9 protein-coding genes are annotated in these 12423 nt (G+C 34.0%); 5 read left to right on the top strand and 4 right to left on the bottom strand.

What is annotated here, in order from left to right; all coding sequences use genetic code 11:
* Window positions 1-32 precede the first annotated feature (32 nt).
* The 3 genes from QLS65_RS13730 (at window position 33) to QLS65_RS13720 (ending at window position 4441) form a co-directional block, all read left to right on the top strand.
* A complete protein-coding gene (locus tag QLS65_RS13730) occupies window positions 33-1409 on the top strand; it encodes a nucleoside permease (protein ID WP_282718395.1) in 1377 nt (458 codons plus the stop codon).
* A gap of 371 nt (window positions 1410-1780) precedes the next feature.
* Window positions 1781-3559 carry a 30S ribosomal protein S1 gene (gene rpsA, locus QLS65_RS13725; protein ID WP_282718394.1) on the top strand — a complete coding sequence of 593 codons (1779 nt, stop codon included), beginning with the start codon at window positions 1781-1783 and terminating at the stop codon, window positions 3557-3559.
* 327 nt (window positions 3560-3886) lie between these two features.
* Window positions 3887-4441 (top strand): fasciclin domain-containing protein, encoded by a 555-nt coding sequence (locus tag QLS65_RS13720; RefSeq protein ID WP_099715439.1) that lies wholly within the window; start codon window positions 3887-3889, stop codon window positions 4439-4441.
* 125 nt (window positions 4442-4566) lie between these two features.
* On the opposite strand, the gene pheT is transcribed toward QLS65_RS13720, so the two are convergent.
* A complete protein-coding gene (gene pheT / locus QLS65_RS13715; RefSeq protein ID WP_282718393.1) occupies window positions 4567-6987 on the bottom strand; it encodes a phenylalanine--tRNA ligase subunit beta in 2421 nt (806 codons plus the stop codon).
* A gap of 265 nt (window positions 6988-7252) precedes the next feature.
* Here pheT and QLS65_RS13710 point away from each other — a divergent pair, with 265 nt between their 5' ends.
* Window positions 7253-8758 carry an aldehyde dehydrogenase family protein gene (locus tag QLS65_RS13710; RefSeq protein WP_099715441.1) on the top strand — a complete coding sequence of 502 codons (1506 nt, stop codon included), beginning with the start codon at window positions 7253-7255 and terminating at the stop codon, window positions 8756-8758.
* A gap of 76 nt (window positions 8759-8834) precedes the next feature.
* Entirely contained in the window at window positions 8835-9209 is a 375-nt protein-coding gene (locus QLS65_RS13705) for a DUF779 domain-containing protein (RefSeq protein ID WP_282712902.1), read from the top strand.
* A 1-nt stretch (window position 9210) separates the two neighbouring features.
* On the opposite strand, the gene QLS65_RS13700 is transcribed toward QLS65_RS13705, so the two are convergent.
* The 3 genes from QLS65_RS13700 to QLS65_RS13690 all read right to left on the bottom strand — a co-directional run bounded on the left by QLS65_RS13700 (window position 9211) and on the right by QLS65_RS13690 (window position 12413).
* A complete protein-coding gene (locus tag QLS65_RS13700) occupies window positions 9211-10134 on the bottom strand; it encodes an AraC family transcriptional regulator (protein WP_282718392.1) in 924 nt (307 codons plus the stop codon).
* 73 nt (window positions 10135-10207) lie between these two features.
* Window positions 10208-11071: a bestrophin family protein gene (locus tag QLS65_RS13695; RefSeq protein WP_282712904.1), complete on the bottom strand. Its 864-nt coding sequence runs from the start codon at window positions 11069-11071 to the stop codon at window positions 10208-10210.
* A gap of 28 nt (window positions 11072-11099) precedes the next feature.
* A complete protein-coding gene (locus QLS65_RS13690; protein WP_282718391.1) occupies window positions 11100-12413 on the bottom strand; it encodes a TolC family protein in 1314 nt (437 codons plus the stop codon).
* Between the last annotated feature and the right edge of the window lie 10 nt (window positions 12414-12423).

Raw genomic sequence — 12423 nt, 5'->3', positions numbered from 1 at the left:
TTAATTTTTAAAAATAAAAAACAATTCATCTCATGGGAATTAAAAATAGATTGGTAATAATGAGCTTTCTTCAGTTTTTTGTTTGGGGAGCTTGGCTGATTACCATTGCAAATTACTGGTTTGGCACAAAAAACTGGGAAGGAACTCAATTTGGGTTGGTTTTTGGGACTATGGGAATTGCTTCATTATTTATGCCAACACTAACGGGGATTATCGCTGACAGATGGATAAATGCTGAAAAATTATATGGAACGCTACATATTCTATATGCTGCGGTTTTATTCTATATTCCTCAAGTTACCACTCCCAATACCTTTATCTATATTATGCTTTTGGCGATGTGTTTTTATATGCCAACGATTGCTTTGAGCAATTCTATATCGTATAATGCACTCAAATTAAACAATAAAGATATTATTAAAAATTTTCCACCAATTCGGGTTTGGGGAACAATAGGTTTTATTGTTGCGATGTGGATTACTAATTTAACGGGAAACAAATCAACAGAATATCAGTTTTATATAGCAGGTTTAGCGGCAGTATTTCTAGGGATTTATTCCTTCACTTTGCCAAAGTGTAAGCCGCAACGTTTGTCTAAAGAGAATGCTTCTATCATGGAAACATTAGGGTTAGAATCGTTTAAATTATTTGCTGATTATAAGATGGCTTTGTTTTTTGTTTTCTCGATGTTTTTAGGAGGCGCTTTGCAATTGACAAATGCGTATGGAGATGTTTTCTTAGATGAGTTCAAACATTTTCCAAAATATGCTGATTCATTTGTTGTGGAATATTCAACTATTATAATGTCAATTTCTCAAATTTCGGAAACCTTATTTATTCTTGCTATTCCTTTTTTTCTAAGACGTTTTGGTATCAAACAAGTGATGTTAATTAGTATGCTTGCTTGGGTATTGCGTTTTGGATTATTTGCTTACGGAAATCCAACAAGTGGTTTATGGATGATTATTATGTCTTGTGTGGTTTACGGAATGGCATTTGATTTCTTTAATATCTCAGGATCATTATTTGTCGAAACGAATACAGACCCTAAAAATCGTTCCTCAGCACAAGGTTTGTTTATGATGATGACCAATGGTTTTGGAGCAGTTTTGGGAAGTTTTACTTCGGGATGGGCTATTGATAAATATTTTACAAAATCATTTAATAATACTACTGATTTGGCTGGTTTCCTTGAAACAGAAACAACTAATCCAAAAATGTTGGAATTTGTTACCGGTCAAGGGAATTCAATTACTGCCGATGGATTGTTTAGTAAAGTAATTTTTATGAAAGACTGGCATACAATTTGGCTGGCTTTTGCAATTTACGCATTGATAATTGCCGTTGCATTTGCAGTTTTGTTCAAGCACAAACACAATCCTATGGATGTTGAAAATGTAAGTCACTAAAACAGGATTGAAATAGTATAGAACCCGATATTTTTATACGATATCGGGTTTTTTTATGCTGAAAAATCAAGGTAAAACCTATCTAGCCCCGATGGAGCTGATATCCTCGCATCTCGTCTTTTGGGACGAGAGGAGAGATAAAGGCGATAGCGGGAACTTTGCCTGCAAAAAAGCCAATTAATTCGCTCCTGATTATCAATCGATTATCTTGTCTGTAAAATTTTGCTATTTAAGATAAATGTGTTACTTTTGCAGTCCTTTTGGTGAATAAGAGTTTCCTTTAGGGTTCAACTAATTATACAAACAACTTCTGTTGTTTTCTAGCACATTAAGAAACTCGAGAAAATACAGAATACAAATTTTTAATCAGCATGTCTGAACAATTAAAATCACAAGAAGAGTTTTTAGCAAATTTTAACTGGCACAATTTCGAAGAAGGTATTGATGCAGTTGATGAGAAAAACTTATTAGAATTCGAAGAACTAGTTTCAAAAACATTTATCGCTACTGATCAAGAAGAAGTTGTAGATGGTGTAGTTGTTAGAATTACAGATAGAGACGTTATCGTTGATATCAACGCAAAATCGGAAGGTGTTATTTCATTAAACGAATTCCGTTACAACCCAGCATTAAAAGTAGGTGATACTGTTGAAGTATTAATTGACATCCGTGAGGACAAAACTGGTCAATTAGTATTATCTCACAGAAAAGCACGTACTATCAAATCATGGGATAGAGTTATTTCGGCTAACGAAACAGGAGAAATCGTTAATGGTTTTGTAAAATGCAGAACTAAAGGTGGTATGATCGTTGACGTTTTCGGAATTGAAGCTTTCTTACCAGGATCTCAAATTGATGTTAAACCAATTAGAGACTACGATGTATATGTAAACAAAATGATGGAATTCAAAGTGGTAAAAATCAACCACGAATTCAAAAATGTTGTTGTTTCTCATAAAGCGCTTATTGAAGCGGATATCGAAATCCAGAAAAAAGAAATCATCGGTCAATTGCAAAAAGGACAAGTATTAGAAGGTGTTGTTAAAAACATTACTTCTTATGGTGTCTTTATTGACTTAGGTGGTGTTGATGGATTGATTCACATTACTGACCTTTCTTGGTCTAGAATCAACCACCCATCTGAAGTTCTTGAATTAGATCAAAAATTAAACGTTGTAATCCTTGATTTCGATGACGAAAAAACAAGAATACAATTAGGATTGAAACAATTAAACGCTCACCCATGGGACGCTTTAGATGCTAACTTAAAAATTGGTGATAAAGTAAAAGGTAAAGTAGTTGTAATCGCTGATTACGGTGCTTTCATCGAAGTTGCTGAAGGTGTTGAAGGTTTAATCCACGTTTCTGAAATGTCTTGGTCTACTCATTTACGTTCTGCTCAAGATTTCGTAAAAGTAGGTGATGTTGTTGAAGCTGTTATCTTAACTTTAGATAGAGATGACCGTAAAATGTCATTAGGTATCAAACAATTGTCTCAAGATCCTTGGACTGATATCACTGCTAAATACCCAGTAGGTTCTAAACATACAGGTATCGTTAGAAACTTTACAAACTTTGGAATTTTCGTAGAATTAGAAGAAGGAATTGATGGATTAATTTACATTTCTGACTTATCTTGGACTAAGAAAATCAAACACCCATCTGAATTTGTAAACGTTGGTGAAAAACTTGACGTAGTAGTATTAGAATTAGATGTTGATGGACGTAAATTATCTTTAGGTCACAAACAAACTACTGCTAATCCTTGGGATCAATATGAAGATTCTTTCGCAGTTGGAACTATCCACACAGGTGAAATTTCTGAAATCGTTGACAAAGGAGCTACTGTAGAATTCGGAGATGATATCGTTGCTTTCATTCCTACTCGTCACCTTGAAAAAGAAGACGGAAAGAAATTGAAAAAAGGTGATTCAGCTGATTTCAAAGTAATCGAATTCAACAAAGAATTCAAAAGAGTAGTTGCATCTCACACTGCTATCTTCCGTGAAGAAGAAGAGAAAAATGTGAAATCAGCTTCTGAAAACACTTCATCTAATTCATCTACAAATGCACCAGCTGCAACTTTAGGTGATAACAATGATATGTTAGCTGCATTGAAAGCTAAAATGGAAAAATCAGAGAAAAAATAATTTCTTGAAATTTTTTGAATATAGAAAGCCCCGCAATTTGCGGGGCTTTTTTTTTGTGCTTTATTTTTTAGGAGCAGAACATTTTAATTTATTATCCGCAATCCTCCCGCTGTACGCAGTATCTTTTTATTGTGCAGAAAACTTATTTTAAAAATCAACTTTTGTATAACACAATAAAAAGGATACTTGCTGCCATCGGGGCTAATTAGAACTAATATCTATTTGATCACATTTTAAAAAATTAAATTTTAAAAATAATTTCATTTTTTAAAACCAAACGTAATTAAACACCGTAAATGAAATTATATAACTTAAAAAATAGATTTTATGAAAACTAGAAAATTTTTATCCATTGCATTATTTACAGTAGTATTAGGAGCAACTTCATTCGCTCAAAAAACAGTTATGGTTGGTGGTGCTGCCATGTATCCATCTAAAAATATTGTTGAGAATGCTGTTAATTCAAAAGATCACACAACTTTAGTTGCGGCAGTAACTGCAGCAGGATTAGTTGAAACATTACAAAGTAAAGGACCATTCACCGTTTTTGCCCCAACAAATGCCGCGTTTGACAAATTGCCTGCTGGAACTGTAACGACATTATTAAAACCAGAAAACTTAAAAACATTACAAACAATCCTTACGTATCATGTTGTAGCAGGAAAAATGAACGCATCTGATATAGCAAAAGCTATTAAAATGGGTAATGGAAAAGCTACAATGAAAACAGTAAGTGGTGGAACTTTGACAGCTTGGATGCAAGGAAAAGATTTATACATTACAGATGAGAATATGAATAAAGCTAAAGTGACAATTGCAGATGTTAATCAATCAAATGGTGTGATTCACGTGATTGACGCTGTAGTATTGCCTAAACAATAATTTTTGGATTAGAGGTTGATATTTTGTTAGTCTTAAGAGCCCTGCAACTTGCAGGGCTTTTTTGTATAAAAAAATCCCAATTCTAAATTTTAGAATTGGGATTTTATAGTATGTAAAAAGAGCTATTATCGTAAGCTGGCTCCAAGTTCAGTTTCAAAATTATTTTGCAGTTTGCTCATAATTTTATCAATTTGCGTATCGGTCAGAGTTTTAGAACTGTCTTGAATAGTAAAACTTAGCGCGTATGATTTTTTCCCTTTAGGAAGATTTTTCCCTTCATACACATCAAATAAATTAATGTCTTTTAAGAGTGCTTTCTCTGTTTGGCGTGCAATATTGTAAATACTGTCATAGGTCACGTTTTGATCAATTAGCAACGCTAAATCTCTACGAACTTCAGGGTATTTAGGAATTTCAGTATATTTTATCTTGGTTGAAATCAATTTCAAAATCAAAGCCCAGTTAAAATCTGCAAAAAATACTTCTTGTTTGATTCCGAAATGTTTTAATATTGATTTTTTAACTACTCCTAACTCTACCAGTATTTCGGTTCCAACGCTAATAGCAATCCCCTCAGAAAACACATCCGAAGTTACAGGTACATTTTGTGTTTTTTGAATCCCTAATCTGGAAAGAATTCCATTTACATATCCTTTGAATAAAAAGAAATCAGATGGTTTTTGAGCGCTAGTCCAATTTTCTTGATTTCTATTTCCGGAAAGGAATAAAGTTAAATGCTTTTTCTCTTCGTAACCGGCAAGATAGTTATGATACGTTTTTCCAAATTCAAATAATTTCAAATCAGTATTTTTGCGATTGATATTATATGAGATTGCTTCTAGTCCGGAAAACAACAATGATTGACGCATAGTAGCTAAATCAGCACTTAACGGATTTAACATTGTCACGTTGTTTGCAGGATTCAATACTTCAGAAAGCTCAACATAAGATGCAGTAGTCAATGAGTTTGCCATCATTTCATTAAATCCTTGAGAATTTAACTGCGTAGCAATCACATTTTGTATTTTGTAGTCTTCGTTTCTTGGAGAATTAGAAACCGTAGCATTTAGTTTTTTAGAAAAATTAATGTTGTTGTATCCGTATACTCTCAATATTTCTTCAATAACATCTATTTCTCTTTGTACGTCAACGCGGTAAGAAGGAATAGTTAATCCTAATCCTGCATCTGAAACGCTGTTTACTTTAATGTCTAATGAAACTAATATTTTCTTAATAGTATCTTTTGGTAATTCCTGTCCAATAATTTTAGCTACTTTACTGAAGTTTAAAAACACAGAAAAGTCCTCAATTTTCTTTGGGTAGACATTAACAACATCTGATGTTATTTCTCCGCCGGCAACCTCTTGAATCAATAAAGCAGCACGTTTCAATGCATATTCAGTGATGGTTGGGTCAATTCCTCTTTCAAAACGGAAAGAAGCATCAGTGTTTAATTGATGTCTTTTGGCAGTTTTACGAATGCTTACGGGATTGAAATAAGCACTTTCTAAAAATATAGAATTGGTACTTTCTGAGACTCCAGATTTTTTTCCGCCAAAAACCCCTGCAATACACAAAGGTCCTTTCTCGTCGCAAATCATTAAATCCTCTTCGTGTAAGGTTCTTTCAATATCGTCAAGAGTAGTGAATTTTGTTCCAGCAGGAAGTGTTTGAACTACTATTTTACCGTTAACTTTTGAAGCGTCAAAGGCGTGAAGCGGCTGACCTAATTCGTGCAAAACGTAATTAGTGACATCGACAATATTGTTTTTTGGATTCAATCCAATAGCTTTCAATCTGTTTTGCAACCAAGCTGGTGAAGGTTTTACTTCAATGCCAGAAATTGTCACTCCGCAATATCTTGGAGCTAGTTTAGGTTCTTTTACGTCAATATCAATTTTCAAAGTTCTTTTATCCACTCTGAAATTGCTCACTGATGGTGTAATCAATTCTACGTTTACACCGCTTTGCAACATTCCTGCTCTCAAATCACGTGCAGTCCCTAAATGACTCATTGCATCGGCACGATTGGGTGTTAAACCAATTTCGAAAACTTCGTCATTTTCAATTTTGAAAACCGTTGCAGCAGGAGTTCCAGGCATTAATGCATCGTCCAATATCATAATTCCATCATGGCTTTCACCAAGACCTAATTCATCTTCGGCACAAATCATTCCGTGACTTTCCTGTCCGCGAATTTTTCCTTTTTTGATTGAGAAAGCAACCCCTTCCTTATCGTATAATGTAGTTCCAATTGTAGCGACTGGTACTTTTTGTCCCGCAGCAACATTACTGGCACCGCAAACAATCTGTACAGGAACGCCATTTCCTAAATCTACGGTAGTTATTTTTAATCTGTCGGCATCCGGATGTTGGATACAAGTAAGAACATGTCCCACAACAATGCCTTCTAATCCGCCTTTTACCGATTGGTATTTGTCAACAATCTCTACTTCCAGACCTAAATCGGTTAGTAGTGCTGCAGTTTCTTCGGATTTCCAGTCTATTTTAATGAATTGTTTTAACCAGTTGTAAGATATTTTCATCTGTCAATTTTAATGAGAATGCAAATATAAGGATTGCAGTTTGGAGAAAGAAACAATTTTTTTGGTTTTTTATAACTGATTTGGTGTATTAAGTAAGAATTTAAAATAAGAATTCAATAGTATTAGTTATAAATAAATATGAATTAAATAGTAAATTTAGGTTAAAAAAACAAATATGAAAATTTAATGCTATTAGTTGAATGAATTGTGCTATTCTAAGAATAAGGATGAAGGTATATTTGATAAAACATAAAAAGATAACGACATGGATAACGTGGTAAAAAGACCTGATTTTAAGGCAACATATGATAATTATATAGGTGGCAAATTTGTTGCTCCAATAGGTGGGCAGTATTTTGACGTAGTTTCTCCGGTTGACGGGAAAGTATTTACAAGAGCTGCGCATTCCACTAAAGTAGATTTAGATTTAGCTGTTGATACTGCGTATGAAGCTTTCCAGACATGGGGAAAAACATCTGTTACAGAACGCAGTAATTTATTGAATAAAATTGCTCAGGTTATGGAAGATAACCTCGAATATCTTGCAACTGTGGAAACTATTGACAACGGAAAAGCCATTCGTGAAACTTTAGCAGCCGATATGCCTTTGGCAATTGATCACTTCAGATATTTTGCAGGTGTAATTCGTGCTGAGGAAAGTTCCATCGCCGAATTAGATTCCCAAACTGTTTCTATAGCTTTAAGCGAGCCTTTGGGAGTAATTGCTCAAATTATTCCTTGGAATTTCCCTATTTTAATGGCTGTTTGGAAACTAGCGCCAGCATTAGCGGCAGGAAATACCGTGGTTTTAAAACCAGCAGAAAGTACGCCGATCTCTATTATGGTTTTGATGGAATTGATTGGTGATATTTTGCCTCCAGGTGTTATAAATATTGTTAATGGTTTTGGTGCTGAACTAGGAAGAGCTTTGGTAACCAATAAAAAAGTGTCAAAAGCTGCTTTTACAGGTTCTACAACAACCGGTCGTTTAGTGATGCAATATGCTACTGAAAATATTATTCCGGTAACTTTAGAACTTGGAGGAAAATCTCCAAATATTTTCATGAAGTCCGTTGGTGATGCTGATGATGATTTCTTTGACAAAGCAATTGAAGGTGCGGTAATGTTTGCTTTGAATCAAGGAGAAATTTGTACTTGTCCATCCAGATTATTAGTTCACGAAGATATTTATGATAAATTCATCGCGCGAGTAATTGAAAGAACAGCTGCAATCAAATTAGGAAATCCTTTAGACAGAACCACTATGATGGGAGCACAGGCTTCTTTGGTTCAAAAAGAAAAAATCCTGACTTACATAAAATTAGGAAAAGAAGAAGGTGCGGAAGTTTTAATTGGAGGCGAAGAAAATCATTTGGAAGGAAATTTAGCCGGAGGTTATTATATCAAACCAACGCTTTTCAAAGGACACAATAAAATGCGTATTTTTCAAGAAGAGATTTTTGGACCGGTTTTAGCAGTTACCACTTTCAAAACTACTGAAGAAGCTATCGCTATTGCAAATGATACGATGTATGGTTTGGGAGCTGGACTTTGGACACGTGATGCACACGAAATTTATCAGGTTCCAAGAGCGATTCAAGCAGGTCGTGTTTGGATTAATCAGTACCATTCTTATCCTGCGGGAGCCCCTTTTGGAGGTTATAAACAATCAGGTATTGGTCGTGAAAACCATAAAATGATGCTTGGACACTATCGTCAGACAAAAAACATGCTGATTTCTTATGACAAAAAGAAATTAGGTTTCTTTTAGTTAATTACTGATTATTGGTTAATCATAAACCTGGCAGATTGTATAATTTGTCAGGTTTTATTTTAAATTAAAAAAAATGATAAAAAGAATTGATGCCACAGAAAAAGCAATAGAATTAATCAAGATCCTAAAGGAAAAACACGGTGATTTAATGTTCTATCAAGCGGGAGGATGTTGCGAGGGAACGCAGCCACAATGTTTTGAAAAAGGCGGATTTTATCAGCGAATGGGTGATGTATGTATTGGTACAATTGAAGAAACTGAATTTTGGGTTGATAAAGATTTATTCGAATATTGGAAACATGCTCATTTTACTTTGGATGTAATTGATGCGTTTGGAGTGGGAGGATTTTCCTTAGAAACGCCATTGAAAAAAACATTCCGAATTGAATATAGAATTTTTACTCCGGAAGAAGAATTATCGCTTGAGCCAGTGACATTTATTGAATAATCTAGTTTACGTACAGTAATTGATATTGTTTTGGGGTAATTCCTTCATGTTTTTTAAACAAACGAATGAAGTAATTACAATCTTCAAATCCTGATAAGTAACAAACCTCATTGATTTGTATCGAAGGGTTTTTTAGCAACTGTTTGGCGCATTTCATTTTTTCGCTAATCACAAATTCTATAGGGCTCATACCTAATTCTCTTTTGAAAAAACGATAGAAAGAAGTTGTACTCATGCAGGCTTTCTCGCTCAAATGTTTCATGCTTATATTTTCCTTCAAATTCAATCGGATGAATTCTACGACTTGTGTAATAGGATTTTTTGGATTGGCAAATAAACCGTCGTCTATTGCTTTTGCAGTTTGTGTCTGAATAATTCGAATTAATAATTCCTGCAAAGTCAAATCGGCCAAAGCATCTTTAGTAATTGAAGTGCTCATGCATTCTTTGATCAATTTATTAATCGTCGTTGCCAATTCCACATTGTTGTAAAAGAAATAATTTTGGTAATTCAATTGCCAGAATTGGTCTTTTCCTTCTTTTGGGTAGCGTTCGTTTAAAAACTGTAAAGTATCGGTAATTTTAGTTTGGTCTATCGCCAAGGCCAAACACTGTGTCGGATTGTTTTTTGAAGCTTCCGGAAAATCGATTTTCATTTCCACATTAGAAGGAATCACAACGGTTTCGCCCGGTAAATAGACAAAACTTGGATCGTCAAAAAGATGCATTATTTTTTTGCCTCGCAACATGCTTGTAACGACCAAATCATTGAATTTCAAAGGAACTAATGCCGAAGATTCATACGTTTCAAAAAGGTTCAGTTCACAATGGTTTAAAGAGTAAACGGTTCTGTTTTCAACTAATGTTTTTAACGATTTCTCGTTTGATAAATGCGGTGGATTTATAAAAGCGCGGTTACTATTCATAGTTTTAAACTTTAAAAAGGCAAAGCTTAAATTTAATGAAAATAATTAGAACCGGAACACTGTTTAACAAAATTTAAATTAATTCTTCCACATGTTTTTTGATGTTCTCCGCAATTTTATGAGTTGGTAAATCATTCTCATCGCTTCCAAAAGGATCTTCAATTTCCTCAGCAATTAGCTCTAAACTCGCCAAAACATAAAAAATAAATACGACAACAGGAACAACATAATAACCCAAACTAAAAGAATATCCAAAAGGCAGTGTCATAACATAAAAGAAGATGAATTTTTTAAGGAAAGCACTGTAGGAGTAGGGAATAGGCGTGTTTTTGATTCGTTCGCAAGCACCACAAATATCAGTAAATGATTTTACTTCTTCGTTTAAAATAATCAGTTGATCACCAGTTATTTTTTTGGAATCGTATAAATCATTAATCTTCTGAAATAACATTTTAGCGACTTGATTGGGTTTGTGCTTGTGATGATCTATTTCTAAATCGACATCTTCAAACAATTGTTTGCTGGTATCATTATCATTCAAATGTTTATGCAAAATGGAAGCATAACCGGGAATCATTTTTCGGAAGTATTTGCGATCTTTTTCATCATGCAATATTGCCGATAATTTAATGGCAAAATTACGACTGTTGTTTACTAAAGCACCCCACATTTTGCGTCCTTCCCACCAACGGTCATAAGCAGTATTGGTTCTGAAAACAAGCAATAATGAAATCACGAATCCAAGCATTCCGTGCATGATTGTAATATTCTTTACATAACTGTTGTCAGCTAATTTCCAATATTCAACCTCTAAATAACCGATAACTCCAGAATAAATTCCAATAGCGAGCATTATTGGCATTAATGTTCTAAAAGTGTCCGCTTTGTGGAAACGAAAAATAAAAGTAAACCAGTCTTTTGTATTATATGAAACCATTTAAGATACTATTTTTAGCAAAAGTAAATTAAAAATTAAGATTTCCTGCTAATTCTCGAAGCGCAATTTCAGATAATTTTCCTTGAAATTGAGCATTGCTGTAACGCACTTTGGCATTCACATAATTCAATTGAGCGGTTCTGAATTCTAAAGTAGTTATCGTCCCAATTCTGAATTTGTCTAAAGTAATATTTAGATTTTGTTTCGCAATCGATTCATTTTTTTCTTCTAAAGCAATCAATTCTAAATTAGTTAAATACGTTTGATAGGAAGTAGCTAATTGTGAGTTTAAAGCTAAATTTTGCTGATCTATATTTAATTTAGAATTTTCAATTTGAATTTTGGCAATTTTCTCATTTCGGTGCTGTGCAAAACCATCAAATATATTTAAGGAAGCACTAAAACCATAGTTCAAACCTCTGGATTGTGCTTGTGCCACAAACCCAAGACTCGATTGACTTTCTGAAAAATTGTAGGCGGTATTTACTCGAACAGTAGGATAACGTGCCGCTTTAATTTGTTTTAATTCTAATTCGGCTACTCTTTTATTAATAATCTGGGCTTCTAATTGTGGGTTTTGTTTTTCAGCTAAGGCAGTAAGTTCCGGCAGTAACAATAATCCATCTACTTGAAGTTGATCAATTACTTTGAAATCAGTGGCAACATCTCTGGCCAATAGTTGGTTTAATAAAATCTTGCTATTAGCATACAATTCTTTTTGTCTTAACAATGCAACCTGATCGGTATTCAAATCTACTTGAGCATTCAAAACTTCTAATTTAGAGGCTTTTCCAATGGTAAATCTGTTTTGTGCCAAAGTCAATCGCTGGTTTGAAATAACAATTGTAGAATCCAAAGCGGACAATTGCTGCTGTTGTTGAACCAAATTGTAATATGCAGCATTCACGTCGCTAATTCGTGTGATTACTGTCAGTTTTAATTGTGCTTCACCTAATTTTTGCAATTCTTTCAACTGATCCAGTCTGGCAAACATTCTCATTCCATCAAAAATAGTCCAATCTAATCCGACACCATACGTTAAACTATTGTTTTTGGCATTGTCTAATTCGGTTTCTGTTCCGTCCTGACGCGTTTGTGAACTATTCTGAATGCTGTTGTTATCCACAACTGTTGCAGTAACTGTGGGCAACATTCCCGCATTTCCAATGGCTACATTTGTTTTTTCAATCGTTAAATTGTTGGTGGCAATTTTTATTTCGTAATTGTTTTCCAATGCAATTTTTACTGCGCTTTCCAATGTCAAAACTTCTTGCGCATTGGTTTTAGCTACACAAAATAAGAGTAGTATAAAGCTCTGAAATAGTATTTTAGTATGTGTCATAATTATATTT

The organism is Flavobacterium algoritolerans (genome assembly GCF_030010385.1).
GTDB classification, from domain to species: domain Bacteria; phylum Bacteroidota; class Bacteroidia; order Flavobacteriales; family Flavobacteriaceae; genus Flavobacterium; species Flavobacterium algoritolerans.
This window is presented reverse-complemented; position numbering and strand designations above follow the sequence as displayed.

Bases quoted from the DNA above. Each gene is read 5' to 3' on its own strand.
- QLS65_RS13700 (WP_282718392.1), bottom strand. From the start codon at position 10,134: ATGAATAGTAACCGCGCTTTTATAAATCCACCGCATTTATCAAACGAG.
- QLS65_RS13720 (WP_099715439.1), top strand. From the start codon at position 3,887: ATGAAAACTAGAAAATTTTTATCCATTGCATTATTTACAGTAGTATTA.
- QLS65_RS13690 (WP_282718391.1), bottom strand. From the start codon at position 12,413: ATGACACATACTAAAATACTATTTCAGAGCTTTATACTACTCTTATTT.
- QLS65_RS13710 (WP_099715441.1), top strand. From the start codon at position 7,253: ATGGATAACGTGGTAAAAAGACCTGATTTTAAGGCAACATATGATAAT.
- QLS65_RS13705 (WP_282712902.1), top strand. From the start codon at position 8,835: ATGATAAAAAGAATTGATGCCACAGAAAAAGCAATAGAATTAATCAAG.
- QLS65_RS13695 (WP_282712904.1), bottom strand. From the start codon at position 11,071: ATGGTTTCATATAATACAAAAGACTGGTTTACTTTTATTTTTCGTTTC.
- pheT (WP_282718393.1), bottom strand. From the start codon at position 6,987: ATGAAAATATCTTACAACTGGTTAAAACAATTCATTAAAATAGACTGG.
- QLS65_RS13730 (WP_282718395.1), top strand. From the start codon at position 33: ATGGGAATTAAAAATAGATTGGTAATAATGAGCTTTCTTCAGTTTTTT.
- rpsA (WP_282718394.1), top strand. From the start codon at position 1,781: ATGTCTGAACAATTAAAATCACAAGAAGAGTTTTTAGCAAATTTTAAC.